General features: G+C 38.6%; 26 protein-coding genes and 2 tRNA genes. 19 read left to right on the top strand and 9 right to left on the bottom strand.

Annotated features, from left to right (window positions below):
• From trpD to trpA, 5 genes are read left to right on the top strand one after another with little or no spacing between them, the layout of a single operon-like run.
• Positions 1 to 1,005, top strand: coding sequence for an anthranilate phosphoribosyltransferase (gene trpD, locus HMPREF9188_RS07755; protein ID WP_009730492.1), 1,005 nt, complete (start codon positions 1 to 3; stop codon positions 1,003 to 1,005).
• Positions 1,002 to 1,769, top strand: coding sequence for an indole-3-glycerol phosphate synthase TrpC (gene trpC, locus HMPREF9188_RS07750; protein WP_009730491.1), 768 nt, complete (start codon positions 1,002 to 1,004; stop codon positions 1,767 to 1,769). Before trpD ends, trpC begins: the two co-directional genes overlap by 4 nt.
• Positions 1,756 to 2,355 (top strand): phosphoribosylanthranilate isomerase, encoded by a 600-nt coding sequence (locus tag HMPREF9188_RS07745; RefSeq protein WP_009730490.1) that lies wholly within the window; start codon positions 1,756 to 1,758, stop codon positions 2,353 to 2,355. Before trpC ends, HMPREF9188_RS07745 begins: the two co-directional genes overlap by 14 nt.
• Positions 2,333 to 3,556 carry a tryptophan synthase subunit beta gene (trpB, locus tag HMPREF9188_RS07740; RefSeq protein WP_009730489.1) on the top strand — a complete coding sequence of 408 codons (1,224 nt, stop codon included), beginning with the start codon at positions 2,333 to 2,335 and terminating at the stop codon, positions 3,554 to 3,556. Before HMPREF9188_RS07745 ends, trpB begins: the two co-directional genes overlap by 23 nt.
• The gene (gene trpA, locus HMPREF9188_RS07735; RefSeq protein WP_009730488.1) at positions 3,549 to 4,325 is read left to right on the top strand and encodes a tryptophan synthase subunit alpha; all 777 of its coding nucleotides are present in this window, start codon (positions 3,549 to 3,551) and stop codon (positions 4,323 to 4,325) included. Before trpB ends, trpA begins: the two co-directional genes overlap by 8 nt.
• On the opposite strand, the gene HMPREF9188_RS07730 is transcribed toward trpA, so the two are convergent.
• Complete coding sequence (locus tag HMPREF9188_RS07730; protein WP_009730487.1) at positions 4,297 to 4,956, bottom strand: prepilin peptidase; 660 nt, start codon at positions 4,954 to 4,956, stop codon at positions 4,297 to 4,299. The two genes, trpA and HMPREF9188_RS07730, sit on opposite strands and share 29 nt — an antisense overlap.
• Before the next feature lie 69 nt (positions 4,957 to 5,025).
• Between HMPREF9188_RS07730 and HMPREF9188_RS07725 the strand changes: the two genes are divergently transcribed.
• Together HMPREF9188_RS07725 and HMPREF9188_RS07720 are read left to right on the top strand one after the other, a co-directional pair.
• A complete protein-coding gene (locus HMPREF9188_RS07725; protein ID WP_009730486.1) occupies positions 5,026 to 5,481 on the top strand; it encodes a GNAT family N-acetyltransferase in 456 nt (151 codons plus the stop codon).
• Between the two features lie 79 nt (positions 5,482 to 5,560).
• Positions 5,561 to 6,820: a S41 family peptidase gene (locus HMPREF9188_RS07720; protein WP_009730485.1), complete on the top strand. Its 1,260-nt coding sequence runs from the start codon at positions 5,561 to 5,563 to the stop codon at positions 6,818 to 6,820.
• A 520-nt stretch (positions 6,821 to 7,340) separates the two neighbouring features.
• Here HMPREF9188_RS07720 and HMPREF9188_RS07715 read toward each other — a convergent pair.
• Positions 7,341 to 8,486, bottom strand: coding sequence for a low temperature requirement protein A (locus HMPREF9188_RS07715; RefSeq protein ID WP_009730484.1), 1,146 nt, complete (start codon positions 8,484 to 8,486; stop codon positions 7,341 to 7,343).
• Positions 8,487 to 9,289: 803 nt separating this feature from the next.
• Here HMPREF9188_RS07715 and HMPREF9188_RS07705 point away from each other — a divergent pair.
• Complete coding sequence (locus tag HMPREF9188_RS07705; protein ID WP_009730483.1) at positions 9,290 to 10,579, top strand: hypothetical protein; 1,290 nt, start codon at positions 9,290 to 9,292, stop codon at positions 10,577 to 10,579.
• Positions 10,580 to 10,588: 9 nt separating this feature from the next.
• Positions 10,589 to 11,677 (top strand): AI-2E family transporter, encoded by a 1,089-nt coding sequence (locus HMPREF9188_RS07700; protein ID WP_006150832.1) that lies wholly within the window; start codon positions 10,589 to 10,591, stop codon positions 11,675 to 11,677.
• A 322-nt stretch (positions 11,678 to 11,999) separates the two neighbouring features.
• Here HMPREF9188_RS07700 and HMPREF9188_RS07695 read toward each other — a convergent pair whose 3' ends face one another.
• On the bottom strand, positions 12,000 to 14,627 hold the full coding sequence (locus HMPREF9188_RS07695; RefSeq protein ID WP_009730482.1) for an SEC10/PgrA surface exclusion domain-containing protein: 2,628 nt from the start codon (positions 14,625 to 14,627) through the stop codon (positions 12,000 to 12,002).
• A 144-nt stretch (positions 14,628 to 14,771) separates the two neighbouring features.
• Between HMPREF9188_RS07695 and HMPREF9188_RS07690 the strand changes: the two genes are divergently transcribed.
• Complete coding sequence (locus HMPREF9188_RS07690; RefSeq protein WP_009730481.1) at positions 14,772 to 15,107, top strand: helix-turn-helix domain-containing protein; 336 nt, start codon at positions 14,772 to 14,774, stop codon at positions 15,105 to 15,107.
• Between the two features lie 38 nt (positions 15,108 to 15,145).
• Here the strand turns inward: HMPREF9188_RS07690 and HMPREF9188_RS07685 are convergent, their stop codons facing one another.
• A complete protein-coding gene (locus HMPREF9188_RS07685) occupies positions 15,146 to 15,778 on the bottom strand; it encodes a hypothetical protein (RefSeq protein WP_009730480.1) in 633 nt (210 codons plus the stop codon).
• 463 nt (positions 15,779 to 16,241) lie between these two features.
• On the opposite strand from HMPREF9188_RS07685, the gene HMPREF9188_RS07680 reads away from it, so the two are divergent.
• From HMPREF9188_RS07680 to HMPREF9188_RS07655, 6 genes are all read left to right on the top strand, one after another.
• Positions 16,242 to 16,544 (top strand): hypothetical protein, encoded by a 303-nt coding sequence (locus HMPREF9188_RS07680; RefSeq protein ID WP_009730479.1) that lies wholly within the window; start codon positions 16,242 to 16,244, stop codon positions 16,542 to 16,544.
• 47 nt (positions 16,545 to 16,591) lie between these two features.
• On the top strand, positions 16,592 to 17,050 hold the full coding sequence (locus HMPREF9188_RS07675; RefSeq protein ID WP_009730478.1) for a hypothetical protein: 459 nt from the start codon (positions 16,592 to 16,594) through the stop codon (positions 17,048 to 17,050).
• Between the two features lie 14 nt (positions 17,051 to 17,064).
• A complete protein-coding gene (locus tag HMPREF9188_RS07670; RefSeq protein WP_009730477.1) occupies positions 17,065 to 17,787 on the top strand; it encodes a hypothetical protein in 723 nt (240 codons plus the stop codon).
• 118 nt (positions 17,788 to 17,905) lie between these two features.
• Positions 17,906 to 19,138 carry a replication initiation factor domain-containing protein gene (locus tag HMPREF9188_RS07665; protein ID WP_009730476.1) on the top strand — a complete coding sequence of 411 codons (1,233 nt, stop codon included), beginning with the start codon at positions 17,906 to 17,908 and terminating at the stop codon, positions 19,136 to 19,138.
• A 74-nt stretch (positions 19,139 to 19,212) separates the two neighbouring features.
• Complete coding sequence (locus HMPREF9188_RS07660) at positions 19,213 to 19,554, top strand: DUF771 domain-containing protein (RefSeq protein ID WP_009730475.1); 342 nt, start codon at positions 19,213 to 19,215, stop codon at positions 19,552 to 19,554.
• A 44-nt stretch (positions 19,555 to 19,598) separates the two neighbouring features.
• A complete protein-coding gene (locus HMPREF9188_RS07655) occupies positions 19,599 to 20,741 on the top strand; it encodes a tyrosine-type recombinase/integrase (protein WP_009730474.1) in 1,143 nt (380 codons plus the stop codon).
• A 51-nt stretch (positions 20,742 to 20,792) separates the two neighbouring features.
• On the opposite strand, the gene HMPREF9188_RS07650 is transcribed toward HMPREF9188_RS07655, so the two are convergent.
• The 5 genes from HMPREF9188_RS07650 to HMPREF9188_RS07630 form a co-directional block, all read right to left on the bottom strand.
• A tRNA-Lys gene (locus HMPREF9188_RS07650) sits at positions 20,793 to 20,865 on the bottom strand.
• A gap of 62 nt (positions 20,866 to 20,927) precedes the next feature.
• Positions 20,928 to 21,443 (bottom strand): DUF308 domain-containing protein, encoded by a 516-nt coding sequence (locus tag HMPREF9188_RS07645; protein WP_009730473.1) that lies wholly within the window; start codon positions 21,441 to 21,443, stop codon positions 20,928 to 20,930.
• 223 nt (positions 21,444 to 21,666) lie between these two features.
• Positions 21,667 to 22,026 carry a hypothetical protein gene (locus HMPREF9188_RS07640; protein WP_009730472.1) on the bottom strand — a complete coding sequence of 120 codons (360 nt, stop codon included), beginning with the start codon at positions 22,024 to 22,026 and terminating at the stop codon, positions 21,667 to 21,669.
• Between the two features lie 152 nt (positions 22,027 to 22,178).
• Positions 22,179 to 22,251: transfer RNA gene (locus HMPREF9188_RS07635), tRNA-Lys, on the bottom strand.
• A gap of 264 nt (positions 22,252 to 22,515) precedes the next feature.
• Positions 22,516 to 23,787, bottom strand: coding sequence for a replication-associated recombination protein A (locus HMPREF9188_RS07630; RefSeq protein ID WP_009730471.1), 1,272 nt, complete (start codon positions 23,785 to 23,787; stop codon positions 22,516 to 22,518).
• A 115-nt stretch (positions 23,788 to 23,902) separates the two neighbouring features.
• On the opposite strand from HMPREF9188_RS07630, the gene HMPREF9188_RS07625 reads away from it, so the two are divergent.
• Genes HMPREF9188_RS07625 through HMPREF9188_RS07615 form a run of 3 tightly spaced genes read left to right on the top strand, consistent with a single transcriptional unit; the run spans position 23,903 to position 25,176 of the window.
• On the top strand, positions 23,903 to 24,373 hold the full coding sequence (locus tag HMPREF9188_RS07625) for a DUF3013 family protein (protein ID WP_009730470.1): 471 nt from the start codon (positions 23,903 to 23,905) through the stop codon (positions 24,371 to 24,373).
• 9 nt (positions 24,374 to 24,382) lie between these two features.
• Positions 24,383 to 24,811, top strand: coding sequence for an NUDIX hydrolase (locus tag HMPREF9188_RS07620; protein WP_000401997.1), 429 nt, complete (start codon positions 24,383 to 24,385; stop codon positions 24,809 to 24,811).
• Positions 24,808 to 25,176: a hypothetical protein gene (locus HMPREF9188_RS07615; RefSeq protein WP_000575391.1), complete on the top strand. Its 369-nt coding sequence runs from the start codon at positions 24,808 to 24,810 to the stop codon at positions 25,174 to 25,176. The genes HMPREF9188_RS07620 and HMPREF9188_RS07615 overlap by 4 nt, the downstream gene beginning before the upstream one ends.
• The last annotated feature ends 11 nt before the right edge of the window (positions 25,177 to 25,187 follow it).

The raw sequence follows: 25,187 nt of genomic DNA, 5'->3' as shown, positions 1-25,187 counted from the left end.
ATGAAAGAGATTATTGAAAAACTAGCAAAATTTGAAAATTTATCAGGTGTGGAAATGACGGATGTCATCGAGCGTATCGTGACTGGACGTGTAACCGAAGCGCAGATTGCTTCTCTCCTTTTAGCCCTTAAGATGAAGGGGGAAACACCTGAAGAGCGCACAGCCATTGCACAAGTCATGAGAGGACATGCCCAACACATTCCAACTGAGATACATGATGCCATGGACAACTGTGGTACTGGTGGAGACAAGTCCTTCAGCTTTAACATTTCGACAACTGCAGCCTTTGTCTTGGCTGGTGGTGGCATTCATATGGCCAAGCACGGTAACCGCTCGATTTCTTCTAAATCGGGTTCTGCAGATGTCCTTCAAGCCTTGGGCATCAATCTGGACCTCAAACCAGCTGAACTAGGTAAGGTCTTTGATAAAACTGGCATCGTCTTTCTCTTTGCTAAAAATATGCACCCAGCTATGAAATACATCATGCCAGCACGTTTGGAATTGGGAATTCCAACAATCATGAACTTGACTGGTCCACTGATTCACCCAATGGCCTTGGAAACACAGTTGCTTGGCATTAGTCGTCCAGAACTGCTAGAAAGTACAGCTCAGGTTTTGAAAAATATGGGCCGCAAACGTGCCATCGTGGTTGCTGGACCAGAAGGGCTAGATGAAGCTGGCTTGAACGGAACAACCAAGATTGCTCTTCTTGAAAATGGCGAAATCACCTTGTCAAGCTTCACTCCAGAGGATTTGGGGATGGAACGCTACGCTATCGAAGACATTCGAGGAGGAAATGCTCAGGAAAATGCAGAAATCTTGCTTAGCGTTCTTCAAAACGAACCAAGTCCATTCTTGGAAACGACAATCTTGAATGCTGGTCTTGGTTTCTATGCTAATGGTAAGGTAGCTAGTATCAAGGAAGGGGTTTCCTTGGCCCGTCAAGTGATTGCTAGTGGCAAGGCCCTTGAAAAACTCAGACTGTTACAGGAGTACCAAAAATGAGTCAGGAATTTTTAGCACGAATCTTAGAGCAGAAGGCGCGTGAAGTCGAGCAAATGGAGCTGGAGGAAGTCCAGCCCTTGCGCAAGACCTATAGCTTAGCTGACTATTTAAAAAAACATCAAGACCGTTTGCAGGTAATCGCTGAGGTCAAGAAGGCTAGCCCTAGTCTGGGAGATATCAATCTCGATGTGGATATTGTGCAACAGGCCCAGACTTATGAAGCAAATGGAGCAGTGATGATTTCAGTTTTGACAGATGAGGTTTTCTTTAAAGGACATTTGGATTATTTGCGTGAGATTTCCAGTCAGGTAGGAATTCCGACGCTCAACAAGGACTTTATCATCGATGAAAAGCAAATCATCCGCGCTCGCAATGCAGGTGCGACAGTCATCTTGCTCATCGTGGCTGCCCTGTCAGAAGAACGCCTCAAGGAACTGTATGACTACGCGACAGAGCTTGGTCTAGAAATCTTGGTGGAGACTCACAATTTAGCTGAACTAGAAGTGGCTCACAGGCTTGGTGCTGAGATTATTGGGGTTAATAACCGCAACTTGACCACCTTTGAGGTCGACTTACAAACCAGTGTAGACTTGGCCCAGCACTTTGAAGAAGGTCGCTATTACATTTCTGAATCTGCTATTTTCACAGGGCAGGATGCGGAACGAGTAGCACCATCCTTTAACGGAATCTTGGTGGGAACAGCGCTCATGCAGGCAGAAGGTGTAGACCAGAGAATCAAGGAGTTGCAGATTGACAAAGGTTAAGATTTGTGGACTATCGACCAAAGAAGCGGTAGAGACAGCCGTATCAGCAGGGGCAGACTACATTGGTTTTGTCTTTGCGCCTAGTAAAAGACAGGTGACCTTGGAAGAGGCTGCTGAGCTGACAAAGCTCATTCCTGCAGATGTAAAAAAGGTTGGCGTATTTGTCTCACCAAGTCGGGTAGAATTGCTAGAAGCGATTGAAAAAGTTGGCTTGGACTTGGTTCAAGTTCATAGTCAGGTGGCGGATGATTTGTTTGAGGATTTGCCTTGTGCTAGCATTCAGGCTGTGCAGGTGGATGGAGAGGGTCATGTGCCTCATTCTTGGGCAGACTATCTACTCTTTGATGCCCCTGTGGCAGGGAGTGGCCAGACCTTTGACTGGGGTCAACTAGATACGACGGGACTAGCTCAGCCTTTCTTCATCGCAGGTGGGCTAAAGGAAGACAATGTAGCAAAAGCAATTCAACACTTTACTCCCTATGCAGTGGATGTATCAAGTGGAGTGGAGACAGATGGACAAAAAGATCATGAAAAGATTAGAAGATTTATAGAGAGGGTAAAGAATGGCATATCAAGAACCAAATAAAGATGGATTTTACGGAAAATTCGGTGGACGTTTCGTCCCAGAAACATTGATGACAGCAGTTTTGGAATTGGAAAAAGCCTACCGTGAAAGTCAGGCAGACCCAAGTTTCCAAGAGGAATTAAACCAACTTTTGCGCCAGTACGTAGGGCGTGAAACGCCTCTTTACTATGCAAAAAACTTGACCCAGCATATTGGCGGAGCTAAGATTTACTTCAAACGGGAAGACCTCAACCATACAGGGGCTCACAAGATTAATAATGCCTTGGGGCAAGTTCTTCTGGCTAAACGTATGGGCAAAAAGAAAATTATCGCAGAAACTGGTGCTGGTCAGCACGGTGTGGCAACTGCAACAGCTGCAGCTCTCTTCAACATGGAATGTACCATCTACATGGGTGAGGAAGATGTTAAACGCCAAGCCCTTAACGTCTTCCGTATGGAGCTTTTGGGAGCAAAGGTTGAGGCCGTGACAGATGGTTCGCGCGTGCTCAAAGATGCGGTCAATGCAGCCCTTCGTTCATGGGTGGCAAATATCGATGATACCCACTATATCCTTGGTTCTGCCTTGGGGCCTCATCCTTTCCCAGAAATTGTTCGTGACTTCCAAAGTGTCATCGGGCGAGAGGCTAAACAACAGTACCGTGACTTGACCGGCCAAGATTTACCAGATGCCCTAGTAGCTTGTGTTGGTGGTGGTTCTAATGCTATCGGTCTCTTCCATCCCTTTGTAGAAGATGAGTCAGTAGCCATGTATGGGGCTGAAGCAGCAGGACTTGGTGTGGATACAGAGCACCACGCAGCGACCTTGACTAAGGGTCGTCCAGGTGTTCTCCACGGTTCGCTTATGGATGTACTCCAAGATGCTCATGGTCAAATCTTAGAAGCCTTCTCTATCTCAGCAGGCTTGGACTATCCTGGTATCGGTCCAGAGCATTCTCATTACCACGATATCAAGCGTGCAACTTATGTGCCAGTGACAGACGAGGAAGCCTTGGAAGGATTCCAACTCTTGTCTCGTGTGGAAGGAATTATCCCTGCCTTAGAATCCAGTCACGCTATCGCTTTCGCAGTGAAATTGGCCAAAGAACTCGGACCAGAAAAGTCTATGATTGTCTGCTTATCTGGACGTGGTGACAAGGATGTCGTTCAAGTCAAAGACCGCTTGGAAGCAGACGCAGCAAAGAAGGGAGAAGCTCATGCCTAAGACTTTAACAGAAAAATTGACAACTCTGAAAGCAGCAAAAAAGGGAATTTTCGTTCCCTATATCATGGCTGGAGACCATGAGAAAGGTTTGGATGGTCTTGCTGAAACAATCCACTTTTTAGAAGATTTGGGTGTTTCAGCTATTGAAGTGGGTATTCCCTTTTCAGACCCTGTTGCAGATGGACCTGTGATTGAAGAAGCAGGCTTACGCAGTCTAGCTCACGGGACTTCTACCCAAGCTTTGGTTGAAACCTTGAAAACCATTCAGACTGAGGTGCCACTGGTTATCATGACCTATTTCAACCCCCTCTTTCAGTACGGTGTTGAGAACTTTGTTAAAGATTTGGCAGATACAGCGGTTAAAGGATTGATTATCCCAGACCTGCCTCATGAGCATGCCAACTTTGTAGAGCCCTTTTTGGCAGATACAGACATTGCCTTGATTCCCCTAGTTAGCTTGACAACAGGGATTGAGCGTCAGAAAGAGTTGATTGAAGGGGCAGAAGGATTTGTCTATGCTGTTGCCATCAATGGGGTGACAGGGAAATCAGGCAATTACCGTGCAGACTTGGACAAGCACTTGGCACAATTGCATCAAGTAGCTGACATCCCAGTCTTGACAGGTTTTGGTGTGTCTAGTCAGGCCGATGTAGAACGTTTCAATGCGGTGTCAGATGGCGTTATCGTCGGTTCGAAAATTGTAAAAGCTCTCCACCAAGGAGAGCCGATTGAGGACTTTATCAAACAAGCAGTAGCTTACCCAAAATAATCAAACAAGCAGCAAGTAAGAGGAAAGGCACAAAAGGAAGTCTTTCCTTTTTCTTTTGCGAAAGAAAGGCTAAAATCCCTGCCGCAGAAGCAAACTGGATCAAGATGAGTAATTCTGTCACGCTAAAGACGAACGCACAAGAAGCTAGAAAGAGAAAATCACCTGCTCCTATACGAATGTCGATAAAATGGGCCATAATTCCGAGAACAAGGAAGAAGACCATAACCAGATTCCAACCACAGAAAGCCATGATGATTAGGTGGAAAGTCAGCCAGACCACTAAGGGATATTCCTGATGGCGAAAGTCGTAGATGCCCAAGGTCAAACCAGCAGTGATTAGGATGACTTGACCCAAGGAAAGAAAGCCCCAAGACCAAGACAGAAAGAGGCATCCCAAGCCCAATTCAAAGAGGGCATACCAGAATGGATAGCGAACCTTGCAGTAGCGACAGCGAAAACGATTAACCACCTGCGAAAGGATAGGAATCAAATCTAGCGGACGCAAGCGAGTCTGACAGGAATCGCAGTGGCTAGCTGGACTGATAATGGATTGCTCAGGGAAACGGTCAATGACCAAACCGAGAAAGGAAGCGAGAATGCTCCCGACAAGAAAATAATAAAGATCAATCATACTTATTTATTCGTAAAAAATAGGAGAAGTAGTATAATGGAGAAACATAGATAAGGTGGTGAGGTCAAGATGACAATTCGTTTTGAAGAAAATGTGAGCCCAGAAAATGCCCAGCTCGTATGCCAATGGTCTAATTCCCTTGGCAAATCCTTTCAAGAACAATGGATGGGATCAATGATTCCTTTTCCCTTAACAATTCAAGTCTTGCAAGATTTGGAAGGAATCTTTTCAATATTTGATGAACAAGAATTTGTGGGGCTTATCCAGAAAATCAGGCTAGAAGACAGGAATCTTCATATCGGGAGATTTTTTATCAACCCTCAGAAACAGGGGCAAGGCTTAGGTAGCCAGGCTTTTAAGGACTTTATTCAATTAATGTTTGAAAATGAAGAAATTGCCAGTATTTCTCTAACAGTCTTTGAGTCAAATCAAGCAGCAAAGCATCTGTATCAAAAAGAAGGATTTGAAATCGTTCAAATGGTTGAAACACCTATACGAAAATACATCATGAAAAAGGGGAGATAGCAGATTGACTTTGTAGTAAAAACTCCTTTTTCGCTGTGAAGAAGGCTATACTATTTTAACGGTAGAAGGGATGGCTCGTATGAAAAAAACAGATATTTTTAAAGACATTATTTGGATTATGACACATGATTCATCTACAGTAAAAGATCGCAAAGGGTGCAACTCTCAGCCTTTTCTAGAAAAGATTACAGATGATATGACTGAGCAAGAATTTCTCTATCAAGTCAGGACTTATCTTGCTAGTTTTGGGATTATTGGGCATGTTTCTTTTCATGATAAAAAATCAGGTCCGAAAGGTTTTCTTTTGAGGATAAGTGAGCAGGAAATGTTTGTCGAGGAAGCAAACCAAGATACAGGCCTCCGAGTGGGGGATCGAATCCTCGGTCTGGATGGAATGAGCTTGGAGCAAGTAGCTTTGCAACACCCAAATTACTTTATTAGTCTGACTCCAGAAAGACGATACCGAGAATGGGCAGATTTGCTACTGATGGCAGAGCAAGTGACCGTCTTGCGAGATGGGCAGGAAATGTCTATTACAGTTCGTGCTAGCCAGCAAGCTCAAAAAGCTCAGCTCTTTTGGAAAGAGTTGGAGTCAGATATCCTCTATCTACGCTTAGATAATTTTATGGATGAAGAAGCGATTAACCGTTTATACCAAGAGTGCTTGCAGAAGATTGCTGAGATAGAAACTCTTATTATAGATATCCGTTACAACAATGGGGGCACGGATTCTTTGTATTTTCCGCTCTTACACCTTGGCTTGGAGGAAGGGAAAGGCTATGACACTCTTGATTTACAGGATGATGGAATGGAAATTCTCTATACAGAAGGAAATGTCGATCGACGCTTAAAAGACTTTGAATTATGGCTTCAACAAGAAAATATCAGTCCTGATACGGTGAAACTGCTTGAAGATTTTCGTAATAATTTACTCCAAAATCGAGGGAAAGGCTATGTTCGGTATCAGGATGATCAGGACGCGCTTTTTCCAGGTGTTAAGGGTGGTCACTATCCAGAGCAGATTTTTGTTTTGTCAGATATTTATTGTGCATCATCAGGAGATAATTTTGTCAAGATGATGAAGGATTTTAAGAAAGTAACAGTTATCGGCCGTCCAACGCTTGGTATTTTAGACTACTCAAATTGTTGCAAGGTGGATTATGATGATTACTTTTTGATGTTCCCAACTTCTCGCTGGTTGGCTATAGATAAAGGCAAAGGGATGACGGACAAAGGTGTTCTTCCTGATATAGAAGTCCCTTGGACTCCTGCACATTTTGAACGAGATGTAGATCTAGATAAATGTCTGGAGTTGATCGAGATGAAGAGGAAACATTAGATTGTTTAAATAAAAGACTTAGTTCTGTATGAAATAGAGCTAAGTCTTTTGCTTTCGATCTGTTTGTAATTGAGTAAAATGATTGTATCACTGAGGGGCAAAAGAATTTTTTTTACACACCAAATATATCTTGAGTATCTATTGATGGAATAGAAGTAGGGAGGATACAAAAAAGCCTTGAATTCAAGGCTTTTCCTGTTGTATTTAGATGCCCCCTGCATGGATTTGTAAGAACTTTTCATATTGAAAATAAACAAAAATGTTGAAATATAGCTGATTTTAGGGAAATACTTTTAGGTGTTTTCAATGTCAGGATTTAAAAATGGGGCAAAAGTGGGGCAAAAACGAATGACTCGTATTTGGTTTGAAAACCTATAATACCTAATGATTATGCTATTCTAGATATATAGTTTTGTTATAAATAAATGTCAGTGCGAGATCAAATTGGAGGATAAAATGGAAAAACAAATTAATGAAAAAAAAGCCTTGGTTCCCAAAGCTTTTTAATCTTATAAACTCATTAAAACAACTCCCAGTAAGGTGTGGAATGTTTTTTAGTCTGTGTCATATAAAAATAAATAGAATGAATGGCTATAGCTAGAGCTAAAATGGTTGTTATACTCACTACTATTATAGGATTAGAAGCAAAGATTAAAGAGAGAATAAAGGCAGCCAGATAGAGTGTCGCTTGGACACAGTAGTAACTTTTCGAATAGCGAAGATAGTGTTTGTTATAGGGCCCATTTACTAGGACAGCAGCTTGAAAGAGGCCAAATCCGATATAAGAGAAGCTGGTTGCAAAGAGACGATTAGCTTCAGGATTCTGAAGAAAACTCATCGATACAATCATCATCATAAGTCCAATGAAAATAGGATAGTGACTGTAAATTAGAAATAGTCCCTTTTGATTAGATTTTTCATCAATAGCATGGTCGAATTGACCAAAATAAAACAAGAACAGAGAAATCATAATAATGAAATAAAGAACCGAATAAATCGAGAAATTCTCGATTGTAAAGAAGTTAGCTAGATTCGTAATCATCTCTCCAAACGTAATAATGACAAGAAGGGAGATGCGCTCGATTAAATGGGGAAGATTTACCTGGTAATGCTTATCTTTATTAAGCAAGATACTTGGCGTAATAAATGTTAGCAGAATACTAGCAAATAAGACAGAGACTCCAACGTAAATAGGAAGAAGAGCTGCTAGATAGATTTCTAAACTTCGTAGACCTGTTATCCATAGAAAACCTTTGATACTTTCCCTATGAACATTATCGGTTGATTTTTTAAAAAACTCAACCAAATATTGAAAAAATAAGGTAAGGGTTAATGTACCAATAGCCCAACAGAGATAATGAAAATATTGTTGCCAATCAGGTCCAATCATATTGGCTATAAAGAGTAAAATTCCCATTTTGATAAACATGATTACTATGTTAAATAAAGAGTTCTTTCCATAGCGATTGGTATAATCGGTTTGAATCATCCAGGAATCGATGAGAAACAAAGTAGCAATGAGAAAATCAAGGAAAGAATTCCAAGTCAAAATACCGTTATGAAGATGCTCAATTAAAGTAGTTACTTTTGAAATTGCAAAAACAAAAACTAGGTCATAAAAAAGTTCTGAAAATTCTACACGTTTATGTTTAATAAGAGTTGTCATTTTAAGACCTTTCTATTTTAGAAGTACAATTTATTATAACATAAAATGGTAATAAAAAAAAAGGAGATGCTTAAATAACTTCATGTGACGCGAATGAACTGCGCCACAAAAGTTAGGTTTTTTCTGTCTAACTTTTGGGGTGCAGTTCAGAAGGGGTGTTTTTTCTATCGTTTTTTAGTGCTAAGACTACACAAAAAAGCCTTGATTCCAAGGCTTTTTCCTGTTGATTTAGATGCCCCCTACAGGGATTTGGAAAGGACTTTCATATTGAGAGCAATTAAAAATATTGAAATATAAGTGATTTTAGGTATTTTCAATGTCATGATTTAAAAATGGGACAAAAGTGGGGCAAAAACCATACAGATTCTAAACTGTATGGTTCTTTTTTTATCTAACCAAGAAAGGTTAAAACTTATTAAAACAAATGCAATCAACTGTTGAAAACTTTTTAGTCCGTGTAATATAAAAACAAGTAAAAAGTTGAACTATAGGGAATATTGTGTCATAATAGGTAATAGATGAATAATTAATAGATTGGAAATAATGCTTTCTTACCTTAACAAGTTGAATTGGTTATACATTTTTTCGTCGCAATTGTGTCTATCTCTCGAGTTTAGCTAGTTTTTATAAGCTCTGGTTTCTAATCAATATAACAAATTTTAGAAGTGCATAAGACAAGATGGTGACATTACTACAGTCATTTCTAGTCACCATATGTTGCTGGCACAGGCTGTTTGTAGTGTTGGCTATTTACTAGTCAGTTTAATCGGAGTGTTTAATTTTTATTGTTGAAAGGTTTTTATATGGCGAAAATTCTATCTTTAGGTCTGACAGGTAAGAAATTACTTGCTCAGGGGTTCTTGTTTGTTCTGCTAGGTCTCATCTTGATGGTCACGGGGACTTGGTTGCCAGTAACAGTTATTCGCCTGGTTCTGTTTTTAGCTTGGATAGCAACGGTCGTAGATTTGCTATTAAGAGTTTTCAAAAAAAGCCAGTCAACGGATACCTTGGGAGTTGCACTGGTTAAATTGTTAGTGCTGGGATATTTGCTAGGTTCTAATCTTGCGACTGATATACCGATTTATGTTCTGGCTCTTGTGATTGGAGTTTATCAGATTTTTAGGGCCACGATTAATCTTGTCACCTATGTTCTCTACCGTAAAAATAATATTCGACCTCGTTTTCGTCTCTTACTAGATGGTATTCTACTAGTTTTTCTTGGTGGAGCTAGTCTTTTGTCCTCTACGGGAAATTCTGTCTTTCAACTCTTTGTTTTAGGGGCTTATTTTTTCCTTTATGGTCTGTCCAATATCCGTGACGGTTTCTTATTTGAAGGGGAAATTGGGAAAAACCATCTCAAACGTCGTATTAGAATTAGCTTACCTATTGTCCTAGCCGCTCTCATCCCTGCAAGAACTTTAGCAAAAGTTAACAAATTTATGCTGGAAAATGCTGATGAGGAAGAAGATATCCATCTTGGAATAGTGAAGTCTGGTAAGACAGCAGAGCTAGAAATTTTTGTTCATACAGCTGAGACCTCCCTGTTTTCAGCTATTGGTCATGTGGATATCTTCTATCAGGGCCGTGTTATTTCTTATGGCAACTATGATCCGTCATCTGAGACCTTATTTGGTATGGTAGGAGATGGTGTCTTATATTTCTGTGACCGTGATAAGTACATTGACTTATGTAAACGGGAGAGTCAAAAAACGCTATTTGGTTACGGAATAGATTTGACACCGGAAATGGAAGAAGCGGTTCAGGAAAAATTAGCTGAATTAAAACAACTAACGATTCCTTGGGAGCCAAGCGCAGATAAAATTAAAACGGAAGATGGTAAGGAAGACTACACCTACGCTTATAAAATCAGACATGAGACGGATGGGGAACTTTATAAATTTATCAAATCTAAGTTTAAATCCTACTTTGTCTTGTCCACAAACTGTGTGCTCTTGGCTGATACCATAGTCGGTCAAGCTGGAACAGATATCCTCTCACCAAAAGGATTTATCGCTCCAGGAACTTACCAAGCCTACCTTGATCGAGAGTTTGAAAAACCAAATAGTATAGTCGTATCTAAACATGTTTATTAAGGAGAATTTATGAACTTAGTTAAAAAATATACCCCGTTAATCCTTTTTATAGGGCTGGTTGCTCTTGTAATTCTGAATGCATCGAGCTTTATATCAGGAGCAATCTCTCTCTTTGATGTAACATCAACCTTGATTTATGGTGCTGTTATTGCTTTTGTGCTTAATGTTCCTATGAAAAAAATTGAACAGTACTTAGTTAAATTGAAGGTAAAGGCAGAGTTGCGTCGTCCGATTGCCATGGTACTTGTTTTCCTAGCTCTTATCTTAATCGTGATTGCTCTTTTGGTTTTGGTGCTGCCAACCCTAGCTCAGACTATTAGTCAGCTGGGAACAGTCCTTTCAACAGTCCTTACTCAACTTGGGAAATTGCTAGGCAGCTCGGAATTTGTAACCAAAGACATGTTGTCAACTATCGTATCAGGCATACAGGGACAATCTAGTTCTATTAGCCAAGCTTTGATAGGTTTTTTATCAGGTCTGACTAGTAATATCGGCAATATTTTTTCAAGTTTGATGAATGCCTTTTTGATTATAGTCTTCACCTTTTTATTTTTATCCAGTAAGGAACATTTGGCAGCGATGACGAGTCGACTTCTAAAAGTTTTTCTTCCAGAGAAGGTGGTGATAAAGTTGACTTACATTGGACAAGTAGCACTAGAGACTTATGACCAATTTTTGATGAGTCAGCTGATTGAAGCAGTTATCATAGGAGTTATGATAGCGGTTGGTTACAGCCTGTTTGGGATACCCTATGGAGTAATGACAGGTATATTTGCAGGAGTGCTATCGTTCATTCCTTATGTAGGGCCTATGATTGCTTGTGTTGTGGGAGCGATTTTTATCTTCACAGTGAGTCCTACTCAAGCCTTACTTTCTCTTCTTCTATATCAAGTTATACAGCTGATTGAAGGAAACCTTATTTATCCAAAAGTTGTAGGTCAGTCTATTGGTTTACCAGCTATTTTCACGCTTGCGGCTGCTAGTATTGGAGGCAATCTCTTTGGCTTACTTGGGATGATATTCTTTACCCCCGTATTTGCTGTTATCTATCGACTGGTTAAAGAATTTGTCGTTGCAAAGGAAAATCAGGTAGATTAAGAAAAACTAAATTTAATAAGATATACTGAGAAGAGAGTGAGAGATTCTCTTCTCTTTTATTTTTAAATACTTTTCTACAAAAAGCTATTAGACGTTAAAAAAAGCCTTGGTTTCAAGGCTTATTTCTGTTGATTTAGATGTGCCCCCTGCAGTCGATTTAGAGTTAAAATAAGTAAAAATGAGTAACAAAAATATTGATAAATCAAGGTTTTGCCACTCTCTAAATCGTATGTAAAAATAAAAGGTAGAACAAAAGTAGAACAGATTATTATTTTTCTTCTTTATCACAAAATCTCCCTACGCTAGTAAGGAGATTTATTTTTTATTGTGATTTTTTGTGTTTACGGTATACAAGACCGATAGAAGATAAAGCTGTGATAATTGCAAGAGTAGCAGTATTAGTACGCTTTTCTCCTGTATTTGGAAGTTGTTTCTTAGATTCTGCTTTTGCATTTGTAGCTTGTGCAGGCGCTTGGTACGTTCTATCGTCTTTAGTTCCTACTATCGCAACTACAGGTTTGTTTTGAGCCTTCGCATCAACAACATCAACAACTTTACCGTCAGCGTTAGTAACTTCTTTAGGTTGACCACCTGCTTTACGGATTGCATCTGCTTTTTCTTTCAAAGCTTGCAAGCGTTGTTGTTCTGCAAGGTATGCGTCATGGTCGGCTTTGAGTTGCTTAAAGTTCTCATACCCACGAGCCTTAGCTTCTGCGATACCCTCAAGGCGAGCCAACTCGTCCTTAGCAGTTTCCAACTCAGCACGGAGTACACCTAGCTTAGATTTAGCATCAGTAAGCTCTTTGTCCAAAGCCTTAAGGACTTCATTACGTTTAGTAAGAGCAAGTTCAAGAACTGTATAGGTATCAGTAGCCTCTTTAGACGCTTCACGTTTGCGAGCAAGGTCCTCACCAGCTGACTTACGAGCCAAGACTGCTACCTCATGAGCCTTAGTAAGAACTTCCAATTCGCCTTTGGCAGTTTCAAGAGCCTTGTCTGCTGTCTCTTTTTCAGCCTTAGCTGTTGCAAGAGCTGACTTAGCATCTGCAAGAGAGTTAGCCTTTTCAATAGCGTTTGTTTTAGCTAGTTCAAGAACTTCTTCAGCAGTTTTTAGGGCTTTCTTATCTTCAGCCAACTGAGTTTTGGCATCTTCAAGAGCCTTTTCAAGAGCTGGGAGGTCAATCTTGTTCAATTGGATATCGGACAAGTGTCTGCGAGCAAAGTAAAGGTCATCGTCAGCTTTACCATACTTAGTTTTAGCAAGATATACCCCTCTTTCTGCTTCCTTGAGGGCTGAGTATGCACCGATGTAAGACTTCTCAGCCAAGTCTACCTTTTCCTGCAATTTTGAAAGTTGTTCTTGGTGACTTGGGGCAGTAACTACTTTCGTCTTATCAAATTTTGAATTGTTTGAAAGTAAGTTATCTGAAATCTTGATATAGTGGATTACAGAGGTAAAGCGCTTGTTAGAACGGAAACCAAGACCAGTGTACTGCATGTACCCAACATTAGGGTTTGATGGAAGTACCCCACTGAGGGAGTTTGCGTGCCCCCATTTAGCATGAGAGTCGTCAAACAACATAGACAAGATATCGTCATAGATACGACGTTTAAGGTCTGCAACAGTAGCTGTTTCATCGTCACTGAAACCTGCAAGCTCACCCAATAGCAAACCGTTATCTTTTTCTCCTACCTTGCTAAGAGCATCAAAGTCGTGACCATACTCTTCTTTAGAGGTACGAGCAACTTCGTTAGCAATACGAATTGCATCTTCTGTAACTTTAACAGGGTCTGTACCGAATTGTTTACGAAGTTGGTTGATAAGGTCTGCTGCGAACAAAGAAAGCTCTTTACGAGTTTCGTAATCAAGATTGTTGATATCTACCTTCGTGTTAAGGTCTTTCTTAGATGCTTGAGGGTAGTTCAAGTCGTAACGATAAACTTCCCCACCATCGAAAGTAATTTTACCGAATTTTTCGTACTCTTTGAAAGCGAGCGCTTTTAGTTGGTCAGAAAGTTCCTTGCTTGGGTTAGAAATGTACTGTTTAAGGAGATTTACATACTCCTGACTTACGTTGACGGTATATTTACCACCTTGGTCAGACAACTCTTCTTTAGCACGGTCAAGATCGGATTTGGCTGCTTTGACTGCTTCTTCTTTTTGAGATTGGTTAGCTTTAGCATCGTTAAGGTCTGTAGTAGCTTGTTTAAGCACTTTTTCTGCAGAAGAAATCTTGTCTTGGGTGTCTTTTATAGCCTGTTCTTTATCTGCAACAGCCTTTTTACCGTCGTCAAGTTTTTTCTGAGCCTCATCTACCTTTCGCTCGTCAACTCTAACTTTTACAGTAAGACCATAAGCTTCTTTGTCGAGTGTATGAATATCAGTAGTAGATGAAAGAGAATCTACTTTATTCTGAGCCTCAGCTACCTTGTTAGAAGCATCTGTAGCGGTCTTTTCAGCATTAGATACTACCTTAGTTTGGTCTTCAACCTTTTCAGTAGTTGCAGATACAGACTTATCAGCATCAGCTACAGTCTTTTCAGCTGTGGCAAGTTCATTAGCTTTTTTGTCAGCGTCTGCCTTGGATTCAGCAACCTTTTCAGGTGTTACAGACTTAGCTTCTTCTACTTTCTTAGTAGTATCAGCGATAGACTTTTCAGCATCGGCAATCTTAGTTTCTGTAGTTGAAACAACTTCTTTTTGCTTAGCTACGTCCTGATTAGCTTTATCTGACTCAGCTTTAGCCTTATCAACATCAGCTTGACTAGGAACTTTAGGTTTAACCTCATCCTTAGCAACAACCTTAGTTGCAGGCTCATTAACTGCTACTTCAGTCTCACTAGCCGATACCGTAGTAGATACCCCAAGAGCCGAGATTGCAAGCGTTGAAATAACTGCACCAGTGCGCAATTTCTTGATGGTGCCGTGACCTTGTGTCTTTGATTCCATCGTATAAACTCCTTTTTATAGTTTTATAGTCCTATTTTATCACATGTTGTAGTATTTTAAAACTATATAACTGTTTTTTTCTCTTTTTAAGTAGTTTTTAAAGGACACAAATTTCAGTATGATAGGATTTAAAGAGGTACTGAGATGACAAAAACGAACCTACAATCCTATATCAGCAAGCGAATCCGCCTACTGAGATTGCAAAAAAATATCACCCAGCAGCAACTAGAGGAGCTGGCGGACTTACCATTAAAATATACTTATAAGTTAGAAAATCTTGAACCAAATATCAAAATCAAGACCCTTGAAAAAATCATGGATGCTCTGGATACAGATATAGAAAGTTTCTTTGACATTTCTCTGACCGAAAGTAATCCGCTGATAAATCAATTATTGTTTAAACTGGGAAAATTAGCACCTAGTAAGCAAGAGAGGGTCACAAAACTTTTGATTGATTTTCTAGATGAGATAGAAAAATAAGCCGAGTCATATATAGCATGACTTGGCTTTTTTATATTCTATTTCAAGTAGTTATCAAATCTATTTCGCTTTTGTACGTCCTTGATAAAGCTCTCTATATTATCCCAATCCTTGTAATTATCAGCAATCTTAAATGTGTCAAGACGATTAGCTACTTGAGAAAATATTTCAATGTTTTCTTCGGATTCAAATATCTTTTCGACTAAAGGTAGATATTCGAGAACTTTGGTTAGTAAGCTCTTATTTGCTAATAGCATAGGTAAAGCAAAATGACGATTGCTATCTTTTTTCATGCTTTCTAGCAGTTTAGGAAATTCTTTATTTTCAATACGCTTTTCAATGATGTTTGTAACTTTATCCATTGTTTTAGAATCATTTTCTTGAATAGCTTGACAGATATTTTCAGCTAATTCATAAAATTCTTCATTTTTCATGATAGCATTATAAGATTTTTGACTGATATATGCTGTAGTAGATGTCGGCATACCAAAGTAAATTTTTTCAAGAGTTTTGAAACCTACTTCACCATACAATTCATCTTCTACATATCTTAAGACAGCTTGGTAAGTATCTGTTTCTCCCTCTAATTCTTGATATTCTTTAAAGCTATCTAATTCTTCAACCAGATTCAAGACAACACATGCGATTAATAATTCTTCTTTATACTTCATATTGAACTCCTTAATAATTTAAGATTGTACACATGGTAACATTTTTGAGAGACAACTTCAATAGCAGTTAGGGTAAGCTTTGAAAAGCCTATTAAATCAAGTTTTTTTGTTAGGGGTGACGATACAGGGTATATGATTTACTATGATACTGTAAGCTAGTTCTTACAAAAAATCTTGTAATAAATTAAATTTGTCACACAGTAGCATTTTTGAAAGGAAATGTCAATAGCGATTAGGGAAGCTTTGAAAAGCCTATTAAATCAAGCTTTTTTGTTAGGGGTGACGATACGGGTTATATGATTTACTATAATACTGTAAGCTAGTTCTTACAAAAAATCTTGCTCGATTCTTAGCAAGTAAGAAAGTAGGTGATTATCATGTACTAAGAAATAGGTAGCAAAGATATTGACAAAAATTATTTCGCTTTGTCATCTAACTATAGAAATTTTGAGGATTTTTAAAAATGGAAATTTCAAGAATGGTAATTAAAGGTCAATGTCTAGGTGTCGGAGAATGGAAAGACTATGCTACACAAGAGATATTTGGTTCTACTCTAGACCTAGGTTTTCGAACTGCAAACGGTAGATTTTCAATGCAATCTATTAAAGTTCAGAACATTGATTCACGAGATTTCGAATCTTATGTTGATTCTATTATTGAACTAGATTTGACAGATTGCACAGTATCAGCTTACAGTCAGGGTTCACGCTCTATATTATCTATTAGAGCAAAGAATGCAGAAGTGCAAGGGGTCATTGATTTATAGTATAACAGAGGAAGTTTTCCCTTCCTCTGTCAGAAAGAAGGTAAACAATGTATACAATTTTATTCACTATCATTCTCAGTCTGTTATGGCTTTTTTATAAATACGTTGAAATACAGCAAAGGAATATACAAGAAAAGATTCTCAATCTGTATATAGGTAACATCGAAACTGACATAGAGCAGGTTATAGAAAAGACAGCTTCTTTATCAGGGCAGAAGTTACTGCTTAATAATCGCTATATTCGGAATATTGGAAGTTCTGCAACACAAGATTCTCATGTTTGGAGCTTTCCCATTATGCTAGCTAGTAAGCCTGATAACGAAGAAGAAGGCTACATTCAGCAGGTGTTTTTAGTTCAACTTGACAAGTATATAAGGGGAACAAACTGCATGGCTCAATGGTCAGACAAGAACCACCGCCTGATAGTCAATCCAACTTTTGGAGATATTTTACGATATAACAATCAGTATCATATCAATCTGCAACTAGAGTTCTTATACAATTAAAAGGTGGTATAAAAGTGAAGTGTTTTAAAGACAAGAGACTATTTGACGAGGGATATTCATTTGATTGGGATATTCCTGTAGAGAGAGTCCCACATGCTCTGATAGTTGGTGCGAGTGGGGCTGGCAAGACATTTGCTACTAAGCTTTTTCTCGCCAGCTTTGCTTATTCCTACCCAGATAGTCAATTTTTAATAGCTGATTATAAGGCAGATTCAGATTTTGCATTCTTAGAAAATTCTCTAGCTTTTAAGAAGTTTGAGACTGTCTCAGAAATCCTATTTAAGGGGTTAGAGATTCTTGAGAAACGACAAAGAGGTCAAGATATTTCTCGTAATTTTATTTTGATTTGTTTTGATGAATTTAATGCTTGGCAGAACAGTCTGGATAGAAAAGCTCGTGAACAAGCAATTAAAGATTTTACTCGTCTGATACAGTTAGGTCGTTCGTTTAAAATTTATGTAGCCGTTGCCCAACAAGATGCACACAAAAACTCTCTGAGCTTGTCTAGAGATTCTATAGGCACAGTTATAGCTTTAGGGAAACTATCTAAAGAAACTATATCCATGCTTTTTTCAGATGAGAAAGAGAGCATAATCTCAAATAACCCTAGAGGAGTAGGATATATGAAAATAGGTGGGAAAAGTAGTCGTCTTATAGTAGTGCCTAGTTATAAGATAATACCTATAGAGAGATTAATAAAAAAGGCAGTTGAACGCTCCAATTGTTACTTTGAATAAAAAATTCCAGTTGTCTCACTGTAGCCGTGAGGCGAAGGTGGGGACAACTGGATAAATATCTTTAATATGGGTAGTGTAATCACCCACGTTCCGTATAAAAATAGAAAGTAGAATAACTATGTACACAAGTCATGAAATTAAAAAAATTTTATCCGAAAATGCAAAACGAAATGTCATTATGACCAGTATTGATGAAGTTACCTTTGTAATCAAACCAACTGAGGATACAATAGGTGAATATCCAGAAAGATGGAATCAAACAGCTCCACAGATTGCTGAAATAATCGCTGAAAAGCTGAAATTGCCATTACTTCTGGGAGATTATTCGCCTCCAGAACAAAGACTACCTGCAGGTTATACAGACGGTTTTGCTTTTAAAAATATGCCGTATTACTTTTCTATAGCTTGGCATTATAGAAATTTTACAATGGGTATTATTGTAAAATTTTCTGCGTCTGCCTTATCTCACTACAAGCAAGTGTATAAGGAATATTATAATGAGGCTATTGACGTCAATATTATGGCTAAATTACTAAATGAAGAGTATTGGGAACTTAGATTAAGTCGTATAGACTTAGCAATAGATTATTTCAATTACGATATGACAGTAAATGAGCTTTATCAAGGAATAAAAAATAAACAAATTCAAATTTTAAATCATAATGGTAGAAAAAACATCTCTAATATTTCTGCACAAGAAGTTAATGGTGTAGCTCAGACTATCTATATAGGAAGTAAGAAAAAAAATATACAAACTCTATTGCGCATTTACAATAAATACCAGGAACAACTTGACAATCGTGGGCGCTATGTTCACGTTGTGAACCTGTGTGATTCTTGGATACGTATGGAAGCTTCCTATAAAGGAACATATAGTAATCAAATTTTGGTATTGTTATTAACTATTAGTAACGCAAATGAACTTAGTCAATTGATAGTAAATAAGATGATTGATAAATATGGTTTCTACAATTCAGAAGATGGTTTACCTATTCCTTTTACAAAAGATTTGTTCGTAGGTTCAGGTCATTTCCCTGAATTAGAATCTCTTTCTTCAAGAAACAACTATTTATTAGCTACTATTTCTTATATTATGAAAGGTAGTGGTTTCTTTCCATTGTTAAAAAAGATTGAGGAAATATGGGGGGGAGAAGCTCGTAATCATTTTATTATTCGTTTAATTCAAGAGTATGAGTGGAACTACATACCAAACCAAGATGTTGAGCTATGGCTTAACAAATTTAGCTCAGAACTCTCTCAATTAAATTATAAAGAGTATTTTGAAGATAGTTTTAAGCTATTCTATCAAAAAAACAATATCACTCCGAAACGACCTAAAAACAAAGAGTAATATTGCTTGAAAAATAGTATAGGGATGATTTTCATCACCTCTAGCTATTATCTCATAAAAAAGGAGAATTTTCTATGACTGAGATAAATAAAATTACTGTTGATTTAATCAATGTAGAGATACAATTACCAGAAGATAAAATTATCGTCGATAGAAAAGAATATGATAATTTACAACATAATTCTTCTCAAGGTAGATATATGACCTTATCTGATGTTCTACAACTTCTATCAGTTTCAAGACCGTGGTTACTTGATAATGTATTGAATAACTCAAAAATTCGGAAAGAAATTGATGTTGAATTAAATCCAGATGGGTTCGTTAAATATCCTGAGAACCAAGGTGGACGCTATTTCTTTTTGGCGAGTAAAACAAAACAATGGTTTGAAGAAAACTTTAGAGAAATTATGGTATAATAGCCTTGGCAAAAACCTTGGTTATCTATTGAAAGAGGTAACTAATGGCAACTTTTAGACAACGTACAAAAGGTGGCACATGGGATTATAGAATTGTAGATAATAACAAAAAACTTGTTGCATCTAAAGGCGGCTTCAGAACTAAGAAGGAAGCAGAAAAAGAAGCTTTAGCTATTGAATTAAAGTTGATGTCAGGTGCAAAAATTAATTCGCAAGCTAGTTTATATGAGTTATGGGAAGAGTGGTTTGATGTTGTTGTAAGACCACTTGGAAAAAGTGAATCAACACTCTTTAAGCATAAGAAGAGAGGGGACTTGATAAAGGAACTTTTTCAAGATAGACCAGCAACTTCTATTCGTTTTAGTCAATATCAACGAGCTCTAAATTCGTATGCTGAAAGGGTTACAAAAGATACCGTAGCACGATTAAATTCAGAAATCCGAAAAGTCATTCAGTTTGCTCAACGTGACCAACTAGATATAGTTGATTTTACTGATGGTGCGATTATTTCAGGGATGAAGAAAAGCAAGACAACAGATGAAAAATATATTGACAATATTGAGGACTATTATAAGATTTTAGTTCATTTAAAAAGTCATCTTAATTACAGTAAATCTGTGATTCCTTATCTTTTGTTTGTTTCCTTTAAAACAGGGATGCGCTTCGGAGAGATTTTAGGTTTAACTTGGGATTGCATTGATTTTGAAAATCAAGTCATCCACACTTATAGGCGCTACTATAATTATAAATGGAGACCACCCAAAACGGATACATCTGTTCGAGATGTGCCTATAGATGAAGAAACATCTGAGGTTTTGAAGTTATTAAAGAAAGAACAAAAGATTGTCTATAAGAATCAAGGTGTTAAGGAAAAAGAAAATTTCCTTTTCTATGATGTTGTGTATGGAGTTCCTAGTAATAACGCAGTAAATCAAAATTTACAATCGCTACTAAAAAAACTAGAAATTTTTCCATATAATTTAACTGCTACGGGTATTAGACATACTTATGCTAGTATGTTGCTTGCAAAAGGAATTGATATCTGGGTAGTTGCTCATGTAATGGGCCATAAAAATATAAAACAGGTGACAGAAACGTATGGTCATCTTTTGAAAGAGAAGAAAGAAAAAGAACATCAGATTATACGACAGCTTTTAAGTGAGTATCCGTTGGTAGAACAAAAGTAGAACAGATAAGAAAAAAAGCCTTGAAATCAAGACTTTTCCTGTTGATTTAGATGCCCCCTGCAGGGCTCGAACCTGCGCCCCATAGCTTAAGAGTCTACTGCTCTACCAACTGAGCTAAGGAGGCAACAGAAAAAGCTGAGAATGTAACTTCCCAGCTATTTTAATATGCCCAAAATGGCAGCTAGATTATTTACGAAAGGCATCAAGGATATAGGTGAAACCAACAATTAAAAATGCAAAGGCAACGACATAAACGACAAAGACACTTGTAGCTACTGGATTGAACAAAATCACTAGACCTAGTAAAAATGCAAGCAAGGCTACCCACATGATATGGTTGCCAATAATAGGGAAAATCAATCCCAGACGATTGCCTTTAAAGAAAGCTATAATGGCTTCTACAATTAACCAAATTCCTAAAATAGTTGGAATGACAACTGGCAGCGTCACAAAGCCATAGGCAACGAGGTAAAGAGCTAAGAGAAGATTAACAATCCCTTGGAAAAGATGAGCTGGTGAGCGAAGCACTTTTGGTACAGAGAAATAGCCTAAAATAGCTGCTATAGAAGAAACCAGTAAACCAAATGCAATCCACCAGCTGTAAGCAACAAGATTAGCTACTGGGTTTGTAAATAGGAAAAGTCCTAAAAGGACAAAAACAACTCCTGCAAGAAATAGCAGTAAACGATTAGAAAATTTCATTTCAATACCCCCTACATAGTATAGTATAGTTTGATAATAAGACTATTGTACTTATTTTTATAGAAAATGTCAATAAAATAAATAAACAATTTGGAAGTTTCAGTCTGACTTACAAAAAGAAAAGGAGTTTTCACTCCTTTTCACAGATTGAAGACAAAGTCCTTATAAAAGTGTCTTCTAAAGATTTTAACTTCAATCTGAAGCGAGGTTATCCTCGCTTTTTCTATTTATCAAACAATTCCTTATTTTCAATTAAGAGTTCTAGTGGAGATTTATCTCTTGCTTCAATAAAACCAGGTTCATATTGGGTATGAAGTGTTCTTTTCTGAGAAGTTGGATCAATATACAACTCTTTTCCATCTTCTATGTATAGTTGGTTGCCTCTTGTTAGGTAAAGTAAATCCTCTAAGTACTGTCCATCAGTATGTAGGAAATGCTCGATGTATTTGACAGCTTTTAAGATTTCACTTACTTTATCAGAGTATTCATTAGATTCAAGAACACTCTTTTCTAACTCAATCTCTTTACTCGTTCCAAAGAGTTGGGTTGGAGTTGCATTAAAATATTCTGCTATCTTATCCAAATTTGCAAAGGTAAGAATCTTTTTTGTTTTTCGTAGAGGGGTAAAAGAACTTTTTTACACACAAAATATATCTTGAGTATCTGTTTATAGAATAAAAGTAGGGAGGACACAAAAAAAGCCTTGGAACTCAAGACTTTTCCTGTTGATTTAGATGCCCCCTACAGGGATCGAACCTGTGACCCACGGATTAAGAGTCCGCTGCTCTGCCAGCTGAGCTAAGGAGGCAAAGAAAAAAGCTGTATTGGTGCCGAAACTTCACGGTTTGTATTGAACCCGCGCAATTAAGCAGGTGGGCAACTCGCTCTAACTGAAGCTGTTTCCGTGTGAGACGGCCTACATGCTGTTAGAAGACTTTTGTTTCCCTAATAATACAAAAAATAGTCGGTCAACACTTAAGTGTGAAGTCGTACACCACAGCGTTTCTATGTTTATATGATACCACTTTTTCAAAAAAAATCAAGAGGAAAATGCAATTATTTGAAAAGGATTTCACAAGTCCCGTAATTTATCAATGGTTTCCTTGCGTTGCGCCAAGGCCCGTTCGTACTTGCCAGTATCTTCCGGAGTGAAGTAGTGCTGGTCTTTGATTTTTTCTGGCAGATAGTCTTGCTTGACCCAGTTTCCAGGATAGTTGTGCGGATAGAGATAGTTTTGCGCATTCCCCAATTCCTTGCTTCCACTGTAGTGGCCATCGCGCAGGTGTCGAGGGATAGGCAAATGCCCTGATGTTTTGAGGTCAGCAAGGGCCTTGTCCATGGCCACATAGGCTGAGTTGGATTTTGGAGAAAGGGCCAAGTCAATCACGACATTGGCAATGAGAATGCGAGCTTCTGGGAAGCCAATCTTTTGAGCAGCATCCAGAGCAGTCACGGTGTGAATCTGAGCTTCAGGATTGGCCAAACCGATATCTTCATAAGCGATAACAGTCAAACGACGAGCGAGACTTGGCAAATCACCAGCCTCAATCAAGCGGGCAGCATAGTGAAGACTAGCATCCACATCTGAGCCACGGATAGACTTTTGCAGGGCTGAGAGAACATCATAGTGGCCATCTCCGTCCTTATCCATGGTAATGTAGCTCCGCTGCAGGCTATTTTCCATGATGTCTAGGGTGATATGGCGAATGCCCTTGTCATTCTCAGGGGTAGAAAGAACTGCCAAATCCAGTGAGTTGAAGGCAGAACGGAGATCACCATTAGTAGATGTTGCGATGAAATCAAGGGCATCCTCATCTAGTTCTACTGGGAAATCAAAACCACGTTTAGTGTCAGATATAGCGATTTGAATGGCTTCTTTAACATCTTGATTGGACAAGGGTTCTAATTCAAAAATCTGAACACGGCTACGAATGGCTGGAGTGACAGAAAAGAAAGGATTTTCAGTCGTCGCCCCAATCATGATAACCAGACCACTTTCCAAGAGTGGCAGAAGAAAGTCTTGCTTGGTCTTATCGAGACGATGGATCTCGTCCAGTAACAGGACCAATCCTCCAGAAAATTTAGCTTCTTCTGCGATTTCTTGGAGTCGCTTTTTACTATCCACTGTCGCGTTAAAGGTCCGAAAGGCATACTTGGTCGTTCCAGCGATGGCTGAAGCGATACTGGTCTTGCCGATTCCTGGAGGTCCGTAGAGAATCATGGAGGACAGACGATTGGCTTCCACCATGCGACGGATAATTTTTCCAGGTCCGACTAGATGCTCCTGACCGATGACCTGGTCAATGGTTTTTGGGCGCATGCGAAGCGCGAGATTGTCTGGCATAGCAGTCCTTTCTAACATGGATTTTCTGATGTATATGTGGTAAGATGGTAGTATCTATTTTAGCATATTTCCGAGCAATCGGGGCGATTAAAGAGTCGCATAGAAAGAGGACAAAATGGCAACATACGGATTTTTAGATGTTTTAGAGGAGGAGTTGGACAAGAACTTTCCCTTTGACTTTGAGATTAGTTGGGACAAGCGCAATCACGCGGTAGAAGTGAGTTTTTTACTAGAAACGCAAAATGCTGCAGGTGTGGAGATGCTGGATGAGGACGGAGAAGTTTCGTCAGACGATATCCTCTTTGAGGAAGCGGTTCTTTTCTACAATCCTACCAAGTCAACGGTTAATGCAGAAGACTATTTGACGGTCATCCCTTACCTGCCTAAAAAAGGATTTTCTCGTGAATTTTTAGCTTATTTTGCCCTTTTCCTCAAAGATACTGCCGAGGTTGGTCTGGATGCCCTTATGGACTTTTTGGAAGACCCAGAAGCAGAAGAGTTCGTCATGGAATGGAACCAAGAAGTCTTTGAAGAAGGAAAAGTCGGCTTGGAAGAAGGAGAATTTTACCCTTATCCGAGATATTAGGAGTCTGATATGGAAATAGAAATTTCTGATTTTACAGGTTGCAAAATTGCCCTCTTTTGTGGTGATAAGCTCTTAACTATCTTACGTGATGACAAATCAAATATTCCATACCCTAATACCTGGGAATTGCCAGGTGGCGGACGAGAGGGTGATGAAAGTCCCTTTGAGTGCGCGGCGCGTGAAGCTTATGAAGAGCTGGGAATTCATCTGACTAAAGATTGTCTGCATTGGAGTAAGGTGTACCCAAGTATGCTTTTTGAGGGGAAGGAATCTGTCTTTCTAGTTGGTAAGTTAAGGCAGGAACAGTTTGATAGTATCGTCTTTGGCGATGAGGGACAAGGATATAGACTGATGAGTATTGAGGAGTTTCTTAGCTCAGATAAGGTTGTCCCCCAGTTGCAGGACAGAGTGAGAGATTATTTGGAGGAAGTAAAATGATTTTTGCAGTTGCAACAACGACACTAAATAAGGAAGTTAAACGCAAACTAAAAGCTGGACAATACTCTAGAGAAGAAGCTACATTCATCTATTTGGAATATTTAAAGTTAAAGAAGCAGAGAGAAAGTGGTACGAAAGTAGCTGGGATTTCTATGGCTGTTATTTGGGTATTAATGCTTGCTATACCCTTACTGAGTGGTAGAGGTCTCGTACTGCCCCTTCCAGTATATTTTTTATTTTTGATACTGTTTGCAGGAATTGTTCTATTTGTTTATTATCTTATGTTTGGTATTTTTAAACAGCAGATTCATAACGCAATGAAAGAACACTACACGGATGTGATTGAAGAATTTGAGGGTCAGTAAAACAGCGTGTG

It is taken from the genome of Streptococcus sp. F0441 (assembly GCF_000314775.2).
Classification (GTDB): domain Bacteria; phylum Bacillota; class Bacilli; order Lactobacillales; family Streptococcaceae; genus Streptococcus.
Note: the sequence above shows the minus strand (reverse complement) of the source record. Positions and strands in the feature narration are given on the sequence as shown.